This is a genomic window from Nocardioides oleivorans (assembly GCF_004137255.1).
Classification (GTDB): Bacteria; Actinomycetota; Actinomycetes; order Propionibacteriales; family Nocardioidaceae; genus Nocardioides; species Nocardioides oleivorans.
The window spans coordinates 451,292-472,953 of record NZ_SDWT01000001.1; the positions used below are offsets into that span (position 1 = coordinate 451,292).

Genomic DNA, 21,662 nt, shown 5'->3' on the forward strand with positions numbered 1-21,662 from the left:
GCTCCAGTGTCTCAGCAGGCACCACGTCCCCGCTCAGTGCTGGACGACGACCTCGATGCGCTGGAACTCCTTGACCTCGGTGTAGCCCGTGGTCGCCATCGCGCGACGCAGGGCGCCGATCAGGTTCATCGTGCCGTCGGCGACGCGGGAGGGGCCGAACATGATCTCCTCGAGCGTGCCGACCGGGGCGAACGCCACGCGCTCGCCGCGCGGCAGCTCGGAGTGCGTGGCCTCGCTGCCCCAGTGGAAGCCGCGGCCCGGCGCCTCGGTCGCCCGCGCCAGCGGGGAGCCGATCATCACCGCGTCGGCGCCGCAGGCGATCGCCTTGGCGATGTCGCCGGAGCTGCCGATCGAGCCGTCGGCGATGACGTGGACGTAGCGCCCGCCCGACTCGTCGAGGTAGTCGCGGCGCGCCGCCGCCACGTCGGCGACGGCGCTCGCCATCGGCACCGAGACGCCGAGCACGGTGCGGGTCGTGTGGGCCGCGCCGCCGCCGAAGCCGACGAGGACGCCGGCCGCGCCGGTGCGCATCAGGTGGAGCGCGGCCTGGTAGGTCGCACACCCGCCGACGATGACCGGGACGTCGAGCTCGTAGATGAACTCCTTGAGGTTCAGCGGCTCGGCCTGGCTGCTCACGTGCTCGGCCGAGACGGTCGTGCCGCGGATGACGAACATGTCGACACCGGCCTCGACGACGGCCTTCACGTGCTCCTTGGTGCGCTGCGGGGAGAGCGAGCCGGCGACGGTGACGCCCGCGGCGCGCACCTCCTTGAGGCGCGCGGTGATCAGCTCGGGCTTGATCGGCTCGGCGTAGATCTCCTGCATCCGCCGGGTGGCCTCGGGACCCTCGAGGCCCGCGACCTCCTCGAGCAGCACCGTGGGGTCGTCGTACCGGGTCCAGAGGCCCTCGAGGTTCAGCACCCCGAGCCCGCCCATCTGGCCGAGCGCGATCGCGGTCGAGGGTGACATCACCGAGTCCATCGGCGCGGCCAGGACGGGGACGTCGAAGCGGTAGGCGTCGATCTGCCAGGCGGTGCTGACCTCCTCGGGGTCGCGGGTGCGCCGCGAGGGCACGATCGCGATGTCGTCGAAGGAGTAGGCGCGGCGACCGCGCTTGGCACGGCCGATCTCGATCTCGGTCACCCCCTCAGCCTATCGGCGGCGTTCGCCCGGCCGCCCATCCCGTCGACCGGGAGCAACGAGCCGCCCGTTCCTGATGTACGTCTTCTCCACGGCACGGCAAAAACGCCACGGCCCCGACACCGCGTCCCTACCGTCGAGGACGTGGGGAATACGGGGAAGCGGCTCCGTGGTGCGTGGCCGCGACGGATCATCGTGCGCCTGCTCGCGACCGCTTGCATCGCGGGCGGGCTGTGGGGCGCGTCCGTCGCGGTCGCGCACGCCTCGGACGACTACCCCTGGGCCGGCCTGGGCCAGTGCCCGATCGTGGCGCAGGAGCCGGTCGAACCGCCGACCCCCACCCCCACGCCGGCACCGACACCCGGCAAGCCGGGCAAGCCGGGTCAGCCGGGTCAGCCGGGTCAGCCGGCTCCCGAGACCGAGCCGCCGGCGCCGGAGCCGGTGCTCGACCCCGTGTCGGGCCACCTCTACGACCCGCGCGGGCCGAGGCCGACGTGTGCGCGCCGCGTCTGGGCGATCGACGGCTCGATCGGCGACCCGTGGGGCTTCGTGCTCCGCAACTGCACCAGCTTCGTGGCGTGGCGCCTGCACGAGCGCAACGGCATGACCTCCTTCAGCAACTCCCTCGGCGGCGAGCACTGGGGCAACGCGAGCAACTGGGACGACGTCGCCCGTCGACTCGGCTACCGCGTCGACGACGTGCCGGCGATCGGTGCGGTCGCCCAGACCGACGACGGCCGGGTCGGCCACGTCGCCTGGGTGAGCGCGATCGGACCGGGCACGGTGACCGTCGAGGAGTACAACCACGCCGTCCCCGGCGGCTACGGCACGCGCACCGTCCCGGTCGGCGACTTCCGCTACCTGCACCTCGACGACGTGGCGCCGTCCCCGCTGGTCGGGTCGGACCGCCCGGTGGTCTCGGTCTCGGACCGCCTCGGCGAGTCGTGGACGGCGCGCGTCGACGGCCACGGCACCCTCTGGGTCGCCCGCCCTGGCAGGGCCGCACGCGCGGCCGGGCCGCGGGGCGCCTTCTCCCCGGTCGTCGCCCCCGCCCTGACGCTCGACCGGCGCGGGCTGCCGTGGGTCGCCGCGACGACCCGGACCGGACGCGTCCTGGCCGGCACCACCCGGGGCAACCGCCTCGCGCTCCGCCCGATCGGCACCTCCGCCACCACCGCGAGCCCCGCCGTCGCGCTGTCGCGCACCGGCCGCCCGGTCGTCGCGACCATCTCCCCGGCCGGCACCCTCACCACCCGCCGGCTGACCCAGCAGCGTCGGTGGAGCCGACCCGCCCGGGTCGGGCGGCCCGGCTCGTGGGCCACCCACACCGCACCCGTCCTGGGCCGCGACCGCTCCGGCAACACCCTGCTGGTCGCGGTCGGCCGCACCGGGTCGACGTACTCCCTCACGCTCGGGCGCGGCCGGCTCGTGCGCCTGCCCGGCGCCGCGGCCTCGATCACCTCGACCCCGGCGCTCACCAGCGCCGGCGACGGCTCGGCCTGGCTGCACCAGGTGACCGCGAGGGGCACGCTCGTCGTGCGCTCGCTCGCGGGCCACCGCTGGAGCCGTGCCCGCACGCTCGACGGCAGCTGGTCGCCGTACGCCTCCCCGGCCGTCGGCGAGGTCGCGGGCAGGCTCTACGTCGCGGCCGTCGACACCACGGGCGCCCTCCGCGTCCGGCCCGGGATCCCCGGCGAGGCCTCGCGGCTGCCCGGCCGGGTGCGCTCGACCGGCGACCCCACCCGCTCCCCCGGGCTGGTGACGCGGCACAACGCCGGGACGTACGTCGTCGCCGACCGCGGTCGCACGACCTCGGCCCGCCTGCTGGCGCGACCCGCGGACGCCGTGATCGGCCGGGGTGCTCCGAAGCGCGCCGGCTTCACCCCGTGATGGGACGGACCGCGTCGTCGATCGCGCGCCTCAGCCACGTCGTGTAGCGCTCGGGCGTCCAGCCGCGCTGCGGCACCAGCGTCAGGTAGGTCTCGGCGCGGGTCAGCAGGTAGACCACGTCGATGGCGTCCGGGTCGAGCGGGCCCGTGCTGACCAGGCGCACCAGGTCCTGCGTGGCGACCAGGTGACCGTCCCGCGCAGCGTCGAGGACCGCACGCATCCGCGGGTCCCGGTCGGCGCCCTGGACCATGACGGGGACGAACGGCGCCATCGGCTCGAGGGAGGCGAGCACGAACTCGACGATCCGGTCGAGCCGCACCTCGCGGTCGGGCTCGTCGTCGAGCCTCATCGCGGCGAACGCCTGCGGGAGCGGGAGCCCCTCGTTGAAGCTCCGCGACCGCATGGCCGCCATCAGCAGCTCCTGCTTGCCGCCGAAGGTCTTGGTCACCAGCTCCGGCGAGACCCCCGCCTCGGCGGCCACCGACGCGATCGTCGTGGCGCGCCAGCCCTGGGTGGGGAAGAGCTCCGCGGCGGCGTCGACGACCTTCTGACGACGCTGCTCGGCCGCGGCGCGCCGACCGCTGGCGTCGTACGGCCGACGCGTCGGTGCGTCCGGGTCCTCCACGCGGACGACCCTAGGCCACGTCATGGCGTCCGCCGTCGACGCTGGCCCGGTGGGCCAGCGTCGACGCGAACGCATCGACCGGGCTGGGATTCCCTGACCGTCGCCCCCGCGACGGCGTACCGTGCCCCACGCACGGCCATCCCGGCCTCCCCCATTTGGATACGAGGCAACCGTATTCAAAAGTGGGGACGAACCGCAGCCGATCCACCCCTGGTCTGGACCGGTGCGCCACGGCGCGGCCACCCGTGCGGGTGACCGCGCCGCTCCTGCAGGGTCGCGCGGTCAGCGACCGGCGTAGGCCCAGGAGGTGACGTTCTCGGTGTCCTCCTCGTGGGTGAAGCCCTCGACCGGGGAGTAGGTGTCGACGACGAACTGGATGTTCTCGTCGTCCGCCGTGCCACCGATGCCGTCCGGGCCGACTCCGTAGAGGTTCTGCCCGAAGTTCGCGCCGCCGGAGTCCATCATGTTGTGGACGTCGTTGGCGTTGTCGGTGTGGTAGTTGCCGATCGTGTGGCCGACCTCGTGGGCGGTCACGTTGGCCACTGCCTGCGAGACGAACTTGATCCTGTCGCTGGCCGCGGTGATGTAGGAGTTGAGCGAGTACGCCGACCCCGCCGGCTCGCTGAGCGAGTCGAGCAGCACGATGGCCTCGTCCTGGTGGCCGAAGTTGCCCGGGTCGATGTACTGCGCGATCCCGATCGTGTTGATGCCGGTCTCGGCGACCGTGCCCGCGACGTAGATGCGCGAGACGTTCTCCTGGCCGATGAGGTCCTCGTTGCCGCGCGCGTTAAGCACGTCGACGTTGACCGCGGGGTTGGTGCCGGCGATCTCCGCCTGGAGGTTCGCCCGGACCTGGTTGACGATCCGGTTCTCGACCTTGCGGGCGTCGGTGCGGGCAATGCCCCACAGCGGGACGAAGGAGCCGAACGGGGTCACGTTCACCACGCCCGTGCCACCCCACGTCGCGCTGTTGACCCGCCCGGGGGCGAAGTCGAGCAGCACGGTCTGGCGACGACCCCGGTCACCCTGGGTGCCGGGCCGGTAGCCCTCGACGGTCACGTCGTAGGAGCCGACGGCGCCGGACACCTCGACGGCGTACCAGCCCGCCTCCTCGGCGACGTAGGCCACCGCCGTGTTGCCGCCGCCGGGCAGCGGTGACGTCGGCGGGTAGAGCGAGGAGGCGTCCGTGCCGACGCCGCCGACGCGCTGCTCACCGCTGGGCGTGGTGATCGTCAGGCCGTTCGCGACGCCGTTGGCGACGCCGCCGATGGTGTCGCCCGGGCGCAGCCGCACGGAGTAGAAGTCGTGGTCGACCTCCTGGACCGAGATGGCGAGCGCGTAGTCGCCCTCGTCGGCCAGTCCGTTGCCGCTGCCGGAGTCGAAGGGATCGTTGGGGAGCGGGCCGAAGAAGTCGTAGCCCGCGACCAGCACGTAGTAGTCGCCGGGGGCCTCCGGGCTGTAGGACAGGTTGCTCAGCGCGCCGGTGCCGCCGTCGTCGTCGGCGGCGAGCGGCGTCCCCTCGGCGTCGTACACGGCCAGGACGGTGTCGAGCCCGGTGGGCGTGCCCTCCGTGTCGGCCAGGATCGACTGGCCCTCGGCGACGTTGACCTTGTAGAAGTCGAAGTCGTTGCTGCCGTCGCCGGTGATGCTGCCGTGCGGGCCGTCGCCGAGCACGGAGGTCGTGGTGACGGCGCCGGAGCCGTCGATCCCGGTGTCGGTGGCGAGCGTGATCGAGCCCTGGTCCTCCTCGGTGGTGATCGCGCTCGGTGCCGCGCCGGCGAGGTCGGCGAGCTCGCCGAGGATGCGCACGCGCGGGTTCTTCGCGGCGGCGGTGCCGAAGGCGGTGATCGGCTCGGCGTCGGTGGTCGAGTCGTTCGAGCCCGCGCTCCCGGCCGGCTCCTCCTCGTCGTGGACGAACGCCGGCGGGAGGACAGACGCGGCGGCCTTCCGGTTGGCGGACAGCTTGGCGGAGCCGGCGCGCTGGTCGGCGGCCTCGTGCATCCGCTTGTTCCAGGTGAAGTAGTCGGCGTCGGCGACGTCGGGGATGTTGGCCAGCCACGGGTTGGGCGAGACGACGCCCTTCGCGAGGCCCTGCGTGGCGTCGGCCGAGCCCTTGGGCGCGACCTGGATGCCGAGGTCGAGGGCCTCCTGCTGACCGGGGGTCAGCCCCTCGCCCTCACCGGGCGCTGCCCCGGAGATGGCTGCTGGGGCGACGAGGCACGCGGCGGCTGCGACGCCGACCGCGGTGGAGATGGTTCTGCGCATGCGGATGTTCCCTCCCGAGATGGAGATACGGACCGAGGCCTGGCTCGCACATCTGGAACGGAAGAACTTCATGAGCAGGGCCCCGAATCCCTGAGGGTCCGACGCTAGACCTGCTGCGGGGGCACGTACAGATACCGAAGGACGGTTTCTCCGCGGACCGGTGGAAGGCTCAGCTGCCCGAGTAGTTGGGCGCCTCCACCGTCATCTGCACGCCGTGGGGGTGGCTCTCCTTGAGCGAGGCCGAGGTGATCCGGACGAACCGGCCCTTGTCCTGGAGCTCGGGGATGGTGCGCGCACCGACGTAGAACATCGACTGGTTGAGGCCACCGACGAGCTGGTGGGCGACGGCCGACAGCGGGCCGCGGTAGGCCACCTGGCCCTCGATCCCCTCCGGCACGATCTTGTCGTCGCTGGCGACCTCGGCCTGGAAGTAGCGGTCCTTGGAGTACGACTTCTTGCCGCGGCTGCTCATCGCGCCCAGCGAGCCCATCCCGCGGTAGGACTTGAACTGCTTGCCGTTGACGAAGACGACGTCGCCCGGCGACTCCTCGCACCCGGCGAGCATCGAGCCGACCATCACCGCGTCGGCGCCGGCGACGAGTGCCTTGGCGATCTCGCCGGAGTGCTTCATGCCGCCGTCGGCGATCAGCGGGACGCCGGCCGGCCGGGTGGCCAGGGAGGCCTCGTAGACGGCCGTGACCTGCGGGACACCGACGCCGGTGACGACCCGGGTGGTGCAGATCGAGCCCGGCCCGACGCCGACCTTGACCGCGTCGGCGCCGGCGTCGACGAACGCCTGGGCACCCTCGCGGGTCGCGACGTTGCCGCCGATGACCTGGACGTGCTTGGTCGCCGGGTCGGTCTTGAGCCGCTTGACCATGTCGAGCAGCAGGTGGACGTGGCCGTGCGCGGTGTCGGCCACCAGCACGTCGACACCGGCCTCGACCAGGGTCGTGGCCCGCTCCCAGGCGTCGCCGAAGTAGCCGATGGCCGCCCCGACCAGCAGCCGGCCGTCGGCGTCGTACGACGCGTGGGGGAACTGCTCGCCCTTGACGAAGTCCTTGACCGTGATCAGGCCTGCCAGCCGGCCCTCGTCGTCGATGAGCGGGAGCCGCTCGCGCTTGTGGGCGCGCAGCAGGGAGGTGGCCTCCTCGCGGGAGATGCCCTCGGCGCCGGTGATCAGGCCCTCGGCGGTCATCACCTCGGTGACCTTGGTGGTCGCCCACTCCGCGACCGGGGTGAAGCGCAGGTCGCGGTTGGTGATGATCCCGAGCAGGTGGTTGTCGACGTCGACGACCGGCAGGCCGGAGACGCGGTACTCGCCGCAGAGGCGGTCGAGCTCCTCCAGCGTCGCGTCGGGGCCGATGGTGACGGGGTTGGAGATGATCCCGGTCTGGGTGCGCTTCACGAGGTCGACCTGACGGGCCTGGTCCTCGATGGAGAGGTTGCGGTGCAGCACGCCGATGCCGCCCTCGCGGGCCATCGCGATCGCCATCCGCGACTCGGTGACGGTGTCCATCGCGGCGCTGATCAGGGGCACGCGGATCGAGATCTCGCGGGTCAGGCGCGTCGTGGTGTCGATGTCGCTGGGGGCGAGGTCGGACTCGCCCGGCAGCAGCAGCACGTCGTCGTAGGTGAGGCCCAGGGCCGCGAACTTCTCAGGGATCTCCACCCCCCTGATCCTACCGGCGGCTCATGGGTGCTCTGGAACAGTGTCGGGATGGGGTTCGCGCGCGTGGTCTGGGTCTCGGCCGTCGTCGCCTTCCTCGCTCGCTTCCCCTCCCTGCTCTGGCCGCTGCGACCCGACGAGGCCGGGTTCCTGCTGGTCGCGCAGACGTGGCACCCGGCTCCCGACTCGGTCTACGGCCGGTACTGGGTGGACCGGCCGCCGCCGATCATCGCGCTGATGAGGCTGACCGACTGGGCGGGCGGTCCCTACGCCCACCGCCTCGTCGGCGCGGTCGCGTGCTCCGTCCTCGTCCTGGCCGCTGCCGCGGCGGCGCGCGAGGTGGCGGTGCGGATGGGCGTCTCCGAGGACGCCGACCTCCGACGCCTCTCGGGGTGGGTCGCCGTGGCCACCGCGGCCCTGGTCGCCAACACCCAGATCGACTCGGTCGGGGCGAAGGGCGAGCTCTTCGGCATCCCGCTCGTGCTCGGTTCGTGCTGGCTGGCGCTGCGGGGCGTACGCCGTCTCTCCCGCAGCGACGCCTTCTGGGCCGGCCTGCTGGCCGTGCTCGCGGTCGGGATGAAGCAGAGCGTCGCGGGCGGCCTGGTGTTCGGCGGCGTGCTGCTCCTCGCCTCCGGGGTGGCCGGCCGGCTCACGTGGCGCGACGTCGTACGCCTCTCGGTGGCCGCCGCGGCCGGTGCGCTCGTGCCGGTCCTCGTCGTGGTCGGGTGGGCGCTCTGGGTCGGCGTACGGCTGCAGACGCTCTGGTACGTCGTGGTCGCCTTCCGCTCCGACGCGAACCGCGTCATCGAGGCGAACGCCGGAGGCGCGACCGGCCGCATCAGCGTGCTGCTGCTGATCTTCGTCGGAGTCGGGATGCTCTTCTTGCTCCTGTGCTTCGTGGCCAGGCTCCGGGCGATGCTGCGCCGCGAGCCGGTCGTGGTCGTCGCGACCGGCGCACTGCTGGTGGTCGACCTCCTGGGGGTCGCCGCCAGCGGGAGCTTCTGGACGCCCTACCTCTTCGTGCCGATCCCCGGCCTGGCGCTGGGACTGGCCGCGCTGGTCGCGCACGGGCACCTCGACCGGCGCTGGCACCTCGTGACGCCGGCCGCGGTCGCGTTCGTCGTGGCGTCGAGCGTGTTCTCCCTCGTGGGCTGGACGAGCGCCTGGGTGGCCGGTCGCGTGCCGGTCGAGGTCCGCACCGGCGAGGCGATCGCCGCGGCCGCGCGCCCGGGCGACCGCGTGCTCGTCTACGGCGGGCGGGCCGACATCCAGTGGGCCAGCCGCGCCCAGTCGCCGTACCCCTACCTCTGGTCGCTGCCGATGCGCACGCTCGACCCCGGGCTGGAGGACCTGCACGACGTGCTCACCGGCTCCGACCCGCCCACCTGGTTCGTCGAGGCGACCTTCGTCAACACGTGGAGCGAGCTTGGCACGATGCCCGTCGAGCAGTCGCTCATCAGGAAGTACGAGTTCGTCGTCACCGCGTGCGACCGCTACCGGATCTACCGGCTCAACTCGGTCGACCCGGTCAAGCTCGACGTCGACTGCACGACGCCCTACCGGACCATCTGGGGACAGTGATGCAACCTTCCGCGGGGTTGGCCCCGTTCTGACCAGCATGGAGCAGAACAGTGCGTGACGAGGCGGCCTTCGTGGAGTTCGCCCAGTCGTCCCGCGACCGGCTGCGCCGCACGGCGTACCTGCTGTGCGGCGACTGGGACCAGGCGTCCGACTTCGTCCAGGAGGGCCTGGTCCGGGTGTACGTCCGGTGGCCGCGGCTGGTGCGCAACGGTGGCGAGCACGCCTATGCGCGCAAGGCGGTGGTCAGCGCCTTCCTCGACCACGCACGCCGGCGCTCGAGCACCGAGCGCCCGCAGGAGGCGGACCCCACGCTCGCCTCCGACGAGGACGTGGCGACGGCGGTGACCGACCGGGCGGCGCTCCTGGCGGCGCTCGCCGACCTGGCACCGCGCCAGCGCGCCTGCGTCGTGCTGCGCTACTTCGAGGACCTGTCGGTCGAGCAGACCGCAGCCCTCCTCGGGTGCACCGAGGGCACGGTCAAGAGCCAGACCTCGCGCGCCCTGTTCTCGCTCCGGTCCGTGTTCGAGGACTCGTCGACCGACGAGCCGTCCCGAGGAGCTGTCTCATGGTGAACGACCTGCGTGACCTGATGCGCGAGGCCTCCTCGCACGCCCCGCACGACGACGGAGACGTCTCGGCCGTGCTGGGTGCCGGACGACGACGGGTGAGAGTGCGGCGGGCCGCGACGATCGGGGGCACGGCACTGGCCGCCGGCGCGATCACGCTGGGCTCGATGGCCTGGCTGGACCCGAGCCCGCCCGACCTGGCCGCCGCCGGCGTGCCCCGGCCCGAGGGGCCCGTCATCGGACTGGGCGACGCCCGGCCGGCGGTCGAGGGCACCGACTACCGGGTGCTGACGTCGTACACCAACAACGACCTGGACGCCGCCAACGGCCAGTACCTCGACGGCGTCACCGACGACGGACTGGTGCTGTTCCGGGACGGCCCGCACGGCCGGTCCAACGCGTCGCGGTTCGCGCTCCTCGACCCGGTGACCGGTGAGAGGACGTGGCTCGACGGCCTGCCCGACCCGAGCGCCCAGTTCTGGCCCGTCGAGCTGTCGGCCGACCGGATCGCCCTGCTGCGCCTCCCGACCAGCGGGGAGACGGACGCACTGGTGGTCGACGTCTACGACCGGGCCGACGAGCGGTGGACGGCGACGAGCTGGCCCGGGCTGCCCGGGACCGGCGACGCCTGGGGCGCCCGGTCGGCGCCCGACGGCCGGCTCTACGTGAAGGTCCCCGCGACCGAGGGAGCGATCCCCGACGGCGGCTGGCCGACAGCGCCGGACGGCGAGGCGGAGGACGCCGATGCCGAGGGCGACACCTACGACCTGTGGTCGGTGTCGCTCGACGACACCTCCGACGCGCGGGACGAGGGCCTGCGCGTCGGCGACGTCGCCTTCACCGACACCTCGATGGTGTGGACCGACCGCACCAACGGCGACGCCGGCCTGGTCCACGTGCGCGACCTCGCGTCGGGATCGGAGACGACGTTCGACCCGAGGACCGGCGACCGGTGCAACCTGCTCGGCTTCGGCGCGTCAGGCGATCGGATCATGATGAGCCAGTACTGCGGCACCTACGAGGACGGCGTCCGCGACGATCGCGTCCAGGTGCTCTCCACCGACGGCGACCTCGTCACCACGATCCAGGGCAGCGGCATCGAGGGCGGCCCCGCCGGACCGGGCAACGAGCTGGTCACCATCACGTCGTACGACCGGGCGCAGGGCGGCACCTACGTGTACGACCTCGCGGACGGCTCGCTGCTCCGACTTTCCGACGCGGTCTCGAGCTTCGGCGTCGGCGGCCCGGCACCCGACGGCGACTTCATGTGGCACACGCCGGTGAACCGGCGCAACGGCGCCACACAGTGGGTCGGCCGGCTCATCGGCTGACCCACCGGGTAGGTGCCAGTGGGCGTGTCAGTTGGCGTAGACCCGGACGTAGTCGACCTTCATCTCCTGCGGGAAGACGGTGCTCCCGTCGGGGTAGCCGGGCCACTGGCCACCGACCGCGAGGTTGAGGATGAGGAAGAACGGCTTGTTGAAGACCCACTCGTTGCCGCCGACGCGCGAGCGGTCGATGGTCTGGTAGGCGACGCCGTCCACGAGCCAGGTGATCGAGTCGGGCTTCCAGTCGATCGCGAAGGTGTGGAAGGTGTCGGCGAACGACCAGCCCTGCGGGTGCACGTACTGGCCCGTGATGCCGGCTCCGCCGGAGTAGCCCGGTCCGTGGATCGTGCCGTGCACGATGTGCGGCTCGTAGCCGACGTTCTCCATGATGTCGATCTCGCCGGCCTGCGGCCACTGGACGCCGGGCAGGTCGCCGCCGAGCATCCAGAAGGCCGGCCAGATGCCCTGGCCGCGCGGGATCTGGATCCGCGCCTCGATCCGGCCGTACTGCGCCTCGAACTTGTCGTTGGTCTGCAGCCGCGCCGAGGTGTAGCCGTCTCCTTCGCGCCTGGCGGTGATGACGAGGTTGCCGGCGCCGTCGAGCGCGGAGTTGGCGCGCGAGTCGGTGTAGTTCTGCAGCTCGGCGTTGCCCCAGCCGCCGGCGCCGAGGTCGTGGCTCCACACCGAGTAGTCGGGTGCGGCGCCGGCCGGGCCGTCGAACTCCTGCTGCCACACCAGGTCGCCCGGCGCGAGCTGGGCGCCGGCGGTGCCGGTGACCGACTCGCGGGCCGGGGTCGCGCCCGACGGGGGTGCGACGGCGGTCGTGGTGAGGGCCGAGGCGGCGAGCGCCAGGGCGAGGGGGGCGGCGTGCGTGCGTGCGAGGTGCCACATGGGCAGACAACTCCTCTGGGAATGGTCCGGGACCCCGAGTGGCCCGGCTCCATTCCTCGACAGTAGGACTGTCAGTGCCGAGGCACCACGACGGATTAGTACGTGCTCCTTACCAACGGCGTGATCGGGATCCGCACGGTCAGGTCGTCGGTCCCCATCCGGATGCGGCCGCGCAGGCCGCTGCCGAGGATGAGGGGCAGCACGGCCGAGTTGTCCGCGGCGGTGCGCACGACGACCTCCGACACGCTGCTCGCCCGGGCCGCGCGGGTGGCCTCGAGCAGGAGCCGCGAGCCGATGCTGCGACGCCGCCAGGCGGGGTCGACCTCGAGCTCGAGGTGCCACGCGCCCTCGTCGTCGGCCGTCCACGAGGCCGACCCGACGGGCGCGCCGCCGACCGTGGCGGTCACCGCGGACTCCGAGGTGGTGAAGACCGGACCGGCGTCGACGGCGGTGTCGGGGTCGGGCACGGCCGGCTGGTCCGACGCAGCGGCCAGGACGTCGGTGACGAGCTCGGCGAGCGCGGTGCCGCGCGCGTGCTCGGCAGCCGTGAACGGCGCCGTACGACGCAGCTGCACCAGCACGTCGCCGATCTCGAGGTCCATCGCGTCGAGCACCGGGTCGAGCTCCGAGCCGACCGGGTCCGCCTCGGCGTCGAAGAGCTGGGCGACCACGTCCGGGAAGCCCGCAGGGTGGGCCAGGATGCTGCGGGCGGCCAGGACGTAGCGCGTCGGCTGGTCGTTGAGCGCCGCCTCGGTGCACGGCAGCACGCTGACCCGGCTGCCGCCGGCCCGCTCGACGAGGTCGGCCAGGTCGGGCAGCTCCCAGTCGTCGGGCGTGCGCAGCACGAGCTCGTCGGTGACCCGGTCGATCCCGGGGAAGACCTGCAGGCCGAGGATGTTCACCCCGGCGGAGCCGCAGGCCGTGGCCAGGTCCGCGAGAGCACCGGGACGGTCCTCCAGCGTCGTACGCACTCTCCACAACATGCCCTGATGATGCCCCAGGGATGTTTCACGAGGTCGTACGACGCGTAACACCGACGTCACACGCAGCAGGCCCGCACCGGGATCCGGTGCGGGCCTGCTGGTCGTTCAGGTGCTGCGTCGAGCGGAGCGGCGGGGGTCAGTGACCGTGGCCGTGCCCGTGGCCGCCACCGGCCGCGGGCTCCTCCTCCTCGGGCTTGTCCACGATGAGCGTCTCGGTCGTGAGCAGCATCGCCGCGATCGAGGTCGCGTTGACCAGGGCCGAGCGGGTGACCTTGACCGGGTCGAGGACGCCCTGGGCGACCAGGTCGCCGTACTCGCCGGTCGCGGCGTTGTAGCCGTTGCCGATGCCGAGCTCGCGGACCTTGGCGGTCACGACGTAGCCGTTCTCGCCACCGTTCTCGGCGATCCAGCGCAGCGGCTCGTCGGCCGCCTTGCGGACCACGCGGACACCGGCGGCCTCGTCACCGGTCAGGCCGAGGTTGTCCTCGAGCACCGACACGGCGTGGATGATCGCGGAGCCACCGCCGGGGACGATGCCCTCCTCGATCGCGGCGCGCGTCGCGGAGACGGCGTCCTCGATGCGGTGCTTCTTCTCCTTGAGCTCCACCTCGGTGGCGGCGCCGACCTTGATCACGCAGACACCGCCGGCGAGCTTGGCGAGGCGCTCCTGGAGCTTCTCGCGGTCCCAGTCGGAGTCGGTGTTCTCGATCTCGGCCTTGATCTGGTTGACGCGGCCGTCGATCTGGCCGGCGTCGCCCGCACCCTCGACGATCGTCGTGTTGTCCTTGGTGATGACGACGCGACGGGCCTGGCCGAGGACCTCGAGGCCGACCTGGTCGAGCTTGAGCCCGACCTCGGGGGCGACGACCTGGGCACCGGTCAGGATCGCGATGTCCTGCATCATCGCCTTGCGGCGGTCGCCGAAGGCCGGGGCCTTGACGGCGGCGACGTTGAAGGTGCCGCGGATCTTGTTGACCACGAGCGTCGAGAGCGCCTCGCCGTCGACGTCCTCGGCGAGGATGAAGAGCGGCTTGCCGGTCGCGATGACCTTCTCGAGGACCGGGAGGAGCTCCTGGATCGAGGAGATCTTGCCCTGGTGGAGAAGGATGTAGGGGTCGTCGAGGACGGCCTCCATCGACTCCGGGTCGGAGACGAAGTAGGCGGAGATGTAGCCCTTGTCGAACTGCATGCCCTCGGTGAACTCGAGCTCGGTGCCCATGGTGTTGGACTCCTCGACCGTGATCACGCCGTCCTTGCCGACCTTGTCGAAGGCCTCGGCGAGCAGGTCGCCGATGTGGCTGTCACGGCTGGAGATCGTGGCGACGGAGGCCATGTCCTCGCGGGACTCGACCTCGCGGGCCGCCTCGCGCAGCGCGTCGCCGACGGCCTCGGCCGCCGCGTCCATGCCGCGCTTGAGGCCCATCGGGTTGGCGCCGGCCGCGACGGCACGGAGGCCCTCGTGAACCATGGCCTGGGCCAGGACGGTGGCGGTGGTGGTGCCGTCACCGGCGACGTCGTTGGTCTTGGTGGCCACCTCCTTGGTGAGCTGGGCACCGAGGTTCTCGAACGGGTCGTCGAGCTCGATCTCGCGCGCGACGGTCACACCGTCGTTGGTGATCGTGGGGGCGCCCCACTTCTTGTCGAGGACGACGTAGCGGCCCTTGGGGCCGAGCGTCACCTTGACGGCGTTGGCGAGGGCGTCGACGCCGCGCTCGAGGCTGCGGCGGGCGTTCTCGTCGAACTCCAGGATCTTGGGCATCTAGGTGCTCCTAGGAAATGTTCATGGGGTGGTTCAGGGCCTGACGTGCCTGGCGCCCGGCCGGCGGCAGTGCGCCGGCCGGGCGGCCAGGTGCGTCAGGAGACGACGGCGAGGATGTCGCGCGCGCTCAGGATCAGGTACTCCTGGCCGGCGTACTTGACCTCGGTGCCGCCGTACTTGCTGTAGATGACCTTGTCGCCCACCGCGACGTCGAGCGGGACGCGGTTGCCGTTGTCGTCGATGCGACCGGGACCGATCGCCACGACCTCGCCCTCCTGGGGCTTCTCCTTGGCGGTGTCCGGGATGACCAGGCCGGAGGCCGTGGTCTGCTCGGCTTCGAGCGTCTGGACGACGATGCGGTCCTCGAGGGGCTTGATGTTGACCGACACTTCGGATCAACCTCCACTTTCTCTGCAACGAGATTCTTCAGGACGTGGGCTCACGGTCCGGCGGCACGCCGTCGCGGGGGTCGTGCCAGGCTCGCGAGCATTGGCATTCTCAGGGTGAGAGTGCCAGAACAGACGCTAGCACTCACCCCGAGCGAGTGCCAGACAGAGGCCGGCAGGGGCGGTTGCGGGTTCCCTGACAGGATGCCCCCGTGGAGATCGGGACGCTGGAGTGGCTGCGCACCAACGACGGTGGTCGGCTGCTGGTCCACGCCGCCCAGGCCTGGGTCGACCACCCGCGAGACCCGGTGCGGGTCGCGAGCGTCGTACGACGTCTCGAGCCCGACCCCGAGAAGGCGGCCGCGGCCACCACGCAGGTCCAGCTGCGCGAGAAGGCCGTCGCCAAGTTCGGCGAGGACGCACGGCTGATGTTCTTCACCCCCGATGCGCTCGAGCAGGCCACCCGGGCCCGCGTCGCCGACCACCGCGCGGCGCGCCTGGCCGCCGCGATCCCGGGCGGCAGCGTGATCGACCTCGGCTGCGGCATCGGCGGCGACCTCCTCGCCTTCGCGCGCGCCGGCCTCGTCGCGGCGGGCATCGACCAGGACCCGGTCCGGGTCGCGATGGCCGCCGCCAACCTCGAGGTGCTGGGCCTCGCGGGAGCCGTCCAGGTCGGCGACGCGACCACGATCGACCCGAGCGGCTTCGGGGCCGCCTTCGCCGACCCCGCCCGCCGCGGCGGCCGGGGCCGGGTCTTCGACGTCGAGGGCTGGACGCCGCCGTGGCCGTGGGTGCTCGACCTGCTGACCCGGCGCTCCCTGGTCAAGGTCGCCCCGGGCATCGGCCACGACCTCGTCCCGCCGGGCGCCGAGGCGGAGTGGGTCAGCGACGGCGGCGAGGTCAAGGAGGCCGTCATCTGGTCGCCGGGACTGTCGACCACCGACCGGCGGGCCACCGTGATCGGGGAGGGCGGGCTCGCCACGCTCACCGACGAGGACGCCCCGCCGCTGGGAGCGGACGGCGTCGAGGTCCGCGAGGTCGGGGCCTTCCTCTACGAGCCCGACGGCGCCGTGATCCGGGCCGGGCTGGTCACCGCCGTGGCCGCCGGCGTGGGCGGCGGGCTCGTCGACGAGCACATCGCCTACGTCACCGGCGACGCCTCGTTCCGTACGCCGTTCGCGCGGGGCTACCGCGTCGTCGAGCACCTCCCCTACCGCGAGAAGCAGCTCAAGGCGGCCCTCCACGAGCGCGGCATCGGTCGGCTGACGATCAAGAAGCGTGGCGTGCAGGTCGTGCCGGAGGAGCTGCGCAAGCGGCTCGCGCTGAAGGGTGACAACGAGGCGACCGTGGTGCTCACGCGCGTCGCCGGCCAGGGCACGGCACTCCTGGTCGAGCCGTTCTAGCGGACCTCAGCACCCGGTCCGGGCGACCCCGGCGACCTTGACGGGGAGCTGACCGGGGGCCGACGCCCGGCCGAGCAGCACCTCGACCAGGGCCTGCATCGCGGCGGGGGTGTCGCCGTACGTCGCGATCCGCGTCGGCGCACCCACCCGGCCGAGCACCCACGGGGTGTCGGTGGCGACGGCGATCGTGCCGTCGACCGGGGCGTCGTGGTAGCCGGTGAACCCGACCTGGGTGCCGGCCGCGACCCGGGCGTCCTCGCGTGCGGTCCAGCGACCGAGCCGGAGCTCGCGCATCGCCTCGGCCTTCCTCCACGCCTTCACGCGCTTCCTGAAGTGCTGCTTGCCCTCGTGCTTCTTCCGTTCCGGCCGCGGTGCGGCCAGGGCCAGCCGGGGCGGCGGGGACCGGCGGAGGAGGACGGACAGCCCGGCCTGGCTCGCTGCGGCGGCGAAGCTGGAGACGGCGCCGGGGTCGCCGTAGGGATGGACCGCGTCCTCGACCAGCCGACCGGTGCACGGACCGTCGGTGACGGTGATGGCCGCGTTCGACAGCGCCCTCGACGCCACCTGGGCCGAGCCGACGGGCGCGCCCTTCGCGCCGTCGAGGTGGAGGAGGAGCGCGATCTGGCGCGCCGCGGACTGCTCGAGGCGCTCGCGGCTCAGCGCGCCGGCCCGCACCGCCCTCACCAGCGCGGCGCGGGCCACGGCGGGCGACGCCGGCATCAGGAGCACGTCGGCACCCGCCCTCATCGCACGGACGGCGATCTGGCCGGGGTCGCGGCCCTTCGTCACGCCGGTCATCTCCAGCGAGTCGGTGACGACGAGGCCCTCGAAGCCGAGCTCGTCACGCAACAGGCCGGTCGTCACCTTCCGCGACAGGGAGGAGGGCATCCGCGGGTCCACGGCGCGTACGTCGATGTGCCCGACCATGACCGCCGGCAGGCCGGCCTCCGCGGCGGCGCGGAACGGCACCAAGTCGCCGGCCTCGAGCTCCTCCAGCGACTTCGTCTGGACGGGGAGGGTGAGGTGGCTGTCGGCAGGGACGGAGCCGTGGCCGGGGAAGTGCTTGATGACGGGCAGGACGCCCGCCTCGTCGAAGCCGGCTGCTGCGGCGACCACCTGCTCGGCGACGGTCGCCGGACGCGACGACGCCGAGCGCGACCCGATGGTCGGGTCGCCGGGCCCGGAGGTCACGTCGGCGTCGGGCGCGAAGTCGACGGTGAAGCCGAGCCCGCGCAGCTCGCCCCCGCTCGCGGCGTACGCCTGCTGCGTCAGTGCCGGGTCGGCGGCGGCACCGGAGCTCATGAAGGCCGGGAACCTCGTCGCTGCTCCGCGCAGCCGCTCGACCACGCCACCCTCCTGGTCGACGCCGAGGAACAGGGGGTAGGTCCGCTTGACCTGCCGGGTCAGCTTGGTGTTCACGGACTCGATCTGGGCCGCCGAGGCGACGTTGGAGTCGAAGGCGATGACCCCGCCGAGGTGCAGGTCGCGCACCATCCGCACCGGCGCCGCCGTACCGCTCCAGTCGGCCACGATCACCTGGCCGGCGAGGTCCGGCAAGCGCATCCTGCCCACGATCCGGGCGGCCCGGTCGAGCTCGGCGCGGTCGGGCCCCCAGCCCTCCGTGAGCCCGAGCTCCTCGGACGGCGACTTCGGTGCCTCTTGCGCGCTGGCAGCCGCCGCGCTCTCGCCTGCGGGCGAGTCGTCGGCCTCTCCCCCACCGTCAGCCGCACCGTCGCACCCACCGAGGCCGACGACCAGCGCGACGGTCGCGAGCAGCGCGGTCAGCCGGCTCGTCGAGTGGGAACGCATCAGGTCATGGTGGCACGGCCCGGTGAAGGCCCGGCGTCAGCGCCCGTGGCGGTCGACCCGCTCCCACGGCCACGCATCGGCGAGCCATCCGGCAACGGCGGCCGCCAGTGGCCCGTCGAGCTCCGCCCGGTCCGCACTCACCCACGACCGCACCTGCGCGTCGTGGTCCGGGTCCTTGCTGGGGTAGACGTAGACGCAGCCGATGACCTGGTCCGTGCCCGGGTCCAGGACCGTGAAGGTGAACCCGGTCCGCTCGACGAAGTCCTGCGCGTGCCGGGTCAGGTCCGACAGGTTCTCCTCGGCGCTCATCCCCTCGAGCGGCGGCCAGCTCCACTTCTCGAACCCGGTCGTGGCGCGGATGTGCTCGATGCTCGAGGTCCACGCGGCCAGGTCCGACGCATTGTGCTGCGGCCCGAGCGGCTCCAGCCGGAAGCCCTCGCCGACCAGCTCCCGCGGAGGCTCGAACCCCTCCGGCACGAACCCCTCGCCCACCTCGTCGCTCGCCATCTCCCGACCCTAGCGCCGACAAGCCGCCGGCACCGGGCACCCGCGTCTCCGACACCGTCTCCGGCACCCCCTGACTCCGGCCGCTGGCCCCTGAGTCCCCAGGAGACTCAGGTCGCATCGCGCGCGATGAGCAGCGACCCTCCCCGACCCTCCCCGCCATTCCCCGCCGCGCTCGGCCCTGAGTCCCTCGGAGACTCAGGATCCAGCGCGCGAGCGGCAGGGCGGCTGCGCCGGCGCGGCTGCGCAGGGCTCGGCAGGGTGGCCACCTGGGCCGGCCCGGCCTGTGGACGACGCGAGGCTGTGGACGACGGAGGAGGTCTTGTCGGTGGTGGCGTCTGTGCTCGGTGGACGAGGTTCACACGACGACACGAGGACGGGATGGCATGTCGACAGTAGTGATGCGGGGGCCGGCCACGACGCGGCTCCGGACCGGGCCGGGGACGGGGCTCGAGGAGGAGACGGAGCTCGACTGGGAGCGGATGGAGGGGTGGACCACCGACGAGGTCGAGTGGTGGCTCATGGGTCCGTTCGACGGCGAGGTTCCCGGGCTCGTGCGCCGGATCAGGAGGATCCTCGACGTGTCCCAGCGCGGGCTGGCCGCACTGATCGGGGTGTCCCAGTCGGTCGTCGCGAGGTGGGAGACGGGTCGGACCAGCCCGAGGGCAGCGGTGCTGCTGAGGCTCCTGCGGATGGCGGAGGTCGGCGTCGAGCTCCACGACGTGCCCAGCGGCGAGGAGGTCGAGCCCATGCGCGACGACGGCGCACGTGACCTCGGCGGACGTCGCTTCCCGGCCCACGTCGACCTGAAGGTGACCGGGTGGTGGACCCCGAAGGATTCGCTGTCGGACGGCAGCTGGCCCCGGTGGACGAAGGTATCGAGAAGCCGGGAGACGGTGCGGGTGAGGTACCACCTGAAGGCATGGAAGCGGATCTTCCGCGACGTCCACGGCACGCCGGTGGACCACCCGAGCGACCAGCAGCACGTGGCGGAGGCGCACCACATGGACGAGGCGCGCGAGGAGCGCCTACGCCGACGGGCCGCGTGACCCGCCGGCGTACGCACCTCGCGAGGTGACCGCTCAGACGTTGGCCTTCTCGGCACCGATCGTGGTGTCGGGGCCGTGGCCGGTGTGCACGACGGTCTCGTCCGGGAGGTCGAAGAGCCGCGCCCGGATGGAGTCCTTGATGAGGTCGGCGTCGCTGAACGACCGCCCCGTGGCGCCGGGACCTCCCTCGAACAGGGTGTCCCCGGTGAAGACGCAGCCCAGGTCGTGGACGTAGAGGCACACCGCGCCCGGCGCGTGCCCCGGCGTGTGGAGCACCGTCACCGCGGCCCCGCCGATGGTGAGGGTGAGGCCGTCGGAGAGGTCGACGTCCCAGAGCTCGGCCCCCTCCTCGTCCCCGCCGTGCGTGAGCTCCCACAGCGGCCGGTCGTCGGGGTGCAGCAGGATCGGCGCACCCGTGGCGACCCGCAGCGCCGGCGCGACGCGGACGTGGTCGTCGTGGGCGTGGGTGCACACGATCGCCTTCACCGTGCGGCCGGCGACGACCTGCATGATCGCGTCGACGTCGTGCGGGGCGTCGATCACGAGGCACTGCTCATCGTCACCGATCACCCAGACGTTGTTGTCGACCTGGTGGGTCTCCCCGTCGAGGCTGAAGGTCCCGGAGACGACCGCGTGGTCGACCCGCGCGGTCACAGCACGACCACCGAGCGCAGGACGTTGCCGTCGTGCATCGCGGCGAAGGCGGCCTCGACGTCGCCGATCCCGATCTCCTCGGTCACGAAGGCGTCGAGGTCGAGCCGGCCCTGCTGGTAGAGGTCGACCAGCATCGGGAAGTCGCGCGAGGGCAGGCAGTCGCCGTACCAGGACGACTTGAGCGACCCGCCGCGGCCGAAGACGTCGATGAGCGGGATCTCGGGGACCTTCATGTCCGGGGTCGGGACGCCGACGAGCACGACGGTGCCGGCGAGGTCGCGGGCGTAGAACGCCTGCTTCCAGGTCTCGGGTCGACCGACGGCGTCGATCACGACGTCGGCGCCGCCCTCGTGGCCAGTGCCGTCCGGCGGCGGGGTGAGCGACCTGATCGCCTCGACCGCGTCGACCTCCGAGGAGTTCACCGTGTGCGTCGCGCCGAGCTTGCGCGCGTTCTCCAGCTTCCGGTCGTCGATGTCCACAGCGATGATCTTCGCCGCACCCGCGAGCGCGGCGCCGGCGATCGCGGCGGCACCCACGCCCCCGCAGCCGATGACGGCAACGGTCGAGCCGCGGCCCACGTTGCCGGTGTTGATCGCGGCACCGAGACCGGCCATCACGCCGCAGCCCAGAAGGCCCACGGCGGCGGCGCGCGCGGACGGGTCCACCTTCGTGCACTGGCCCGCGGCGACCAGGGTCTTCTCGGCGAACGCACCGATCCCCAGCGCCGGCGAGAGCTCCGTGCCGGCCAGGTCGCCCTCGGCCAGCGTCATCTTCTGCGTCGCGTTGTGGGTGGCGAAGCAGTACTGCGGCTCACCGCGGTTGCAGGCCCGGCAGTTGCCGCACACCGCGCGCCAGTTCAGGACCACGAAGTCGCCCGGCTCGAGCCCGGCCACCTCGGGTCCGACGCTCTCCACGACACCGGCCGCCTCGTGGCCGAGCAGGAACGGGAAGTCGTCGTTGATGCCGCCCTCGCGGTAGTGGAGGTCGGTGTGGCACACGCCGCAGGCCTGGATCTTCACCACCGCCTCGCCCGGACCGGGGTCCGGGACGTTGATCGTGGTGAGCTGGACCGGCTCGCCCTTCGCGAGTGCGACCACGGCCTTGACCTGCTGCATCGATGCCTCCTGCTTTGTCGAGCTGGGGTGTCCGGGGCGTCGGGT

The 21,662-nt window shown here is 72.6% G+C and carries 18 protein-coding genes; 6 read left to right on the forward strand and 12 right to left on the reverse strand.

Annotated elements, in window-relative coordinates; genetic code table 11:
• Window positions 1-33 precede the first annotated feature (33 nt).
• Window positions 34-1,143 (reverse strand): GuaB3 family IMP dehydrogenase-related protein, encoded by a 1,110-nt coding sequence (locus tag EUA93_RS02140; protein WP_129398335.1) that lies wholly within the window; start codon window positions 1,141-1,143, stop codon window positions 34-36.
• 141 nt (window positions 1,144-1,284) lie between these two features.
• On the opposite strand from EUA93_RS02140, the gene EUA93_RS02145 reads away from it, so the two are divergent.
• A complete protein-coding gene (locus EUA93_RS02145) occupies window positions 1,285-3,030 on the forward strand; it encodes a CHAP domain-containing protein (RefSeq protein WP_165355030.1) in 1,746 nt (581 codons plus the stop codon).
• Here EUA93_RS02145 and EUA93_RS02150 read toward each other — a convergent pair.
• The 3 genes from EUA93_RS02150 to guaB all read right to left on the reverse strand — a co-directional run bounded on the left by EUA93_RS02150 (window position 3,020) and on the right by guaB (window position 7,592).
• On the reverse strand, window positions 3,020-3,655 hold the full coding sequence (locus EUA93_RS02150; RefSeq protein ID WP_165355031.1) for a TetR/AcrR family transcriptional regulator: 636 nt from the start codon (window positions 3,653-3,655) through the stop codon (window positions 3,020-3,022). The two genes, EUA93_RS02145 and EUA93_RS02150, sit on opposite strands and share 11 nt — an antisense overlap.
• 282 nt (window positions 3,656-3,937) lie before the next feature.
• Window positions 3,938-5,920: a pre-peptidase C-terminal domain-containing protein gene (locus EUA93_RS02155; protein ID WP_129398340.1), complete on the reverse strand. Its 1,983-nt coding sequence runs from the start codon at window positions 5,918-5,920 to the stop codon at window positions 3,938-3,940.
• Between the two features lie 169 nt (window positions 5,921-6,089).
• Window positions 6,090-7,592 (reverse strand): IMP dehydrogenase, encoded by a 1,503-nt coding sequence (guaB, locus tag EUA93_RS02160; RefSeq protein ID WP_129398342.1) that lies wholly within the window; start codon window positions 7,590-7,592, stop codon window positions 6,090-6,092.
• A 48-nt stretch (window positions 7,593-7,640) separates the two neighbouring features.
• On the opposite strand from guaB, the gene EUA93_RS02165 reads away from it, so the two are divergent.
• From EUA93_RS02165 to EUA93_RS02175, 3 genes are read left to right on the forward strand one after another with little or no spacing between them, the layout of a single operon-like run.
• Window positions 7,641-9,170 carry a hypothetical protein gene (locus EUA93_RS02165; RefSeq protein WP_129398344.1) on the forward strand — a complete coding sequence of 510 codons (1,530 nt, stop codon included), beginning with the start codon at window positions 7,641-7,643 and terminating at the stop codon, window positions 9,168-9,170.
• A 50-nt stretch (window positions 9,171-9,220) separates the two neighbouring features.
• A complete protein-coding gene (locus EUA93_RS02170; protein WP_129398346.1) occupies window positions 9,221-9,742 on the forward strand; it encodes a SigE family RNA polymerase sigma factor in 522 nt (173 codons plus the stop codon).
• Window positions 9,736-11,067, forward strand: coding sequence for a hypothetical protein (locus EUA93_RS02175; protein ID WP_129398347.1), 1,332 nt, complete (start codon window positions 9,736-9,738; stop codon window positions 11,065-11,067). The genes EUA93_RS02170 and EUA93_RS02175 overlap by 7 nt, the downstream gene beginning before the upstream one ends.
• Before the next feature lie 27 nt (window positions 11,068-11,094).
• Here the strand turns inward: EUA93_RS02175 and EUA93_RS02180 are convergent, their stop codons facing one another.
• The 4 genes from EUA93_RS02180 to groES all read right to left on the reverse strand — a co-directional run bounded on the left by EUA93_RS02180 (window position 11,095) and on the right by groES (window position 15,086).
• Window positions 11,095-11,955, reverse strand: coding sequence for a glycoside hydrolase family 16 protein (locus EUA93_RS02180; RefSeq protein WP_129398349.1), 861 nt, complete (start codon window positions 11,953-11,955; stop codon window positions 11,095-11,097).
• Window positions 11,956-12,050: 95 nt separating this feature from the next.
• Window positions 12,051-12,938 carry a GNAT family N-acetyltransferase gene (locus EUA93_RS02185; protein ID WP_129398351.1) on the reverse strand — a complete coding sequence of 296 codons (888 nt, stop codon included), beginning with the start codon at window positions 12,936-12,938 and terminating at the stop codon, window positions 12,051-12,053.
• Window positions 12,939-13,074: 136 nt separating this feature from the next.
• Window positions 13,075-14,697, reverse strand: a complete 1,623-nt coding sequence (gene groL / locus EUA93_RS02190) for a chaperonin GroEL (protein WP_129398353.1) — start codon at window positions 14,695-14,697, stop codon at window positions 13,075-13,077.
• A 95-nt stretch (window positions 14,698-14,792) separates the two neighbouring features.
• Complete coding sequence (gene groES / locus EUA93_RS02195; RefSeq protein ID WP_056605525.1) at window positions 14,793-15,086, reverse strand: co-chaperone GroES; 294 nt, start codon at window positions 15,084-15,086, stop codon at window positions 14,793-14,795.
• A gap of 209 nt (window positions 15,087-15,295) precedes the next feature.
• On the opposite strand from groES, the gene EUA93_RS02200 reads away from it, so the two are divergent.
• Complete coding sequence (locus tag EUA93_RS02200) at window positions 15,296-16,486, forward strand: class I SAM-dependent methyltransferase (protein ID WP_242497206.1); 1,191 nt, start codon at window positions 15,296-15,298, stop codon at window positions 16,484-16,486.
• Window positions 16,487-16,492: 6 nt separating this feature from the next.
• Here EUA93_RS02200 and EUA93_RS02205 read toward each other — a convergent pair whose 3' ends face one another.
• Entirely contained in the window at window positions 16,493-18,295 is a 1,803-nt protein-coding gene (locus EUA93_RS02205; protein ID WP_129398355.1) for a glycoside hydrolase family 3 N-terminal domain-containing protein, read from the reverse strand.
• A gap of 36 nt (window positions 18,296-18,331) precedes the next feature.
• The gene (locus EUA93_RS02210) at window positions 18,332-18,802 is read right to left on the reverse strand and encodes a GNAT family N-acetyltransferase (RefSeq protein WP_129398357.1); all 471 of its coding nucleotides are present in this window, start codon (window positions 18,800-18,802) and stop codon (window positions 18,332-18,334) included.
• Between the two features lie 383 nt (window positions 18,803-19,185).
• Between EUA93_RS02210 and EUA93_RS02215 the strand changes: the two genes are divergently transcribed.
• Window positions 19,186-19,848: a helix-turn-helix domain-containing protein gene (locus tag EUA93_RS02215; protein ID WP_129398359.1), complete on the forward strand. Its 663-nt coding sequence runs from the start codon at window positions 19,186-19,188 to the stop codon at window positions 19,846-19,848.
• A gap of 33 nt (window positions 19,849-19,881) precedes the next feature.
• On the opposite strand, the gene EUA93_RS02220 is transcribed toward EUA93_RS02215, so the two are convergent.
• Both EUA93_RS02220 and EUA93_RS02225 read right to left on the reverse strand, forming a co-directional pair.
• Window positions 19,882-20,502 carry an MBL fold metallo-hydrolase gene (locus tag EUA93_RS02220; protein ID WP_129398361.1) on the reverse strand — a complete coding sequence of 207 codons (621 nt, stop codon included), beginning with the start codon at window positions 20,500-20,502 and terminating at the stop codon, window positions 19,882-19,884.
• The gene (locus EUA93_RS02225; protein WP_129398363.1) at window positions 20,499-21,617 is read right to left on the reverse strand and encodes an S-(hydroxymethyl)mycothiol dehydrogenase; all 1,119 of its coding nucleotides are present in this window, start codon (window positions 21,615-21,617) and stop codon (window positions 20,499-20,501) included. Before EUA93_RS02225 ends, EUA93_RS02220 begins: the two co-directional genes overlap by 4 nt.
• Window positions 21,618-21,662: the final 45 nt, after the last annotated feature.

Excerpts from the sequence above, each read along its gene's own strand:
- EUA93_RS02215 (WP_129398359.1), top strand. The coding sequence starts at position 19,186 with ATGTCGACAGTAGTGATGCGGGGGCCGGCCACGACGCGGCTCCGGACC.
- EUA93_RS02155 (WP_129398340.1), bottom strand. The coding sequence starts at position 5,920 with ATGCGCAGAACCATCTCCACCGCGGTCGGCGTCGCAGCCGCCGCGTGC.
- EUA93_RS02165 (WP_129398344.1), top strand. The coding sequence starts at position 7,641 with ATGGGGTTCGCGCGCGTGGTCTGGGTCTCGGCCGTCGTCGCCTTCCTC.
- EUA93_RS02205 (WP_129398355.1), bottom strand. The coding sequence starts at position 18,295 with ATGCGTTCCCACTCGACGAGCCGGCTGACCGCGCTGCTCGCGACCGTC.
- EUA93_RS02210 (WP_129398357.1), bottom strand. The coding sequence starts at position 18,802 with ATGGCGAGCGACGAGGTGGGCGAGGGGTTCGTGCCGGAGGGGTTCGAG.
- EUA93_RS02185 (WP_129398351.1), bottom strand. The coding sequence starts at position 12,938 with ATGTTGTGGAGAGTGCGTACGACGCTGGAGGACCGTCCCGGTGCTCTC.
- EUA93_RS02180 (WP_129398349.1), bottom strand. The coding sequence starts at position 11,955 with ATGTGGCACCTCGCACGCACGCACGCCGCCCCCCTCGCCCTGGCGCTC.
- EUA93_RS02175 (WP_129398347.1), top strand. The coding sequence starts at position 9,736 with ATGGTGAACGACCTGCGTGACCTGATGCGCGAGGCCTCCTCGCACGCC.
- groL (WP_129398353.1), bottom strand. The coding sequence starts at position 14,697 with ATGCCCAAGATCCTGGAGTTCGACGAGAACGCCCGCCGCAGCCTCGAG.
- EUA93_RS02225 (WP_129398363.1), bottom strand. The coding sequence starts at position 21,617 with ATGCAGCAGGTCAAGGCCGTGGTCGCACTCGCGAAGGGCGAGCCGGTC.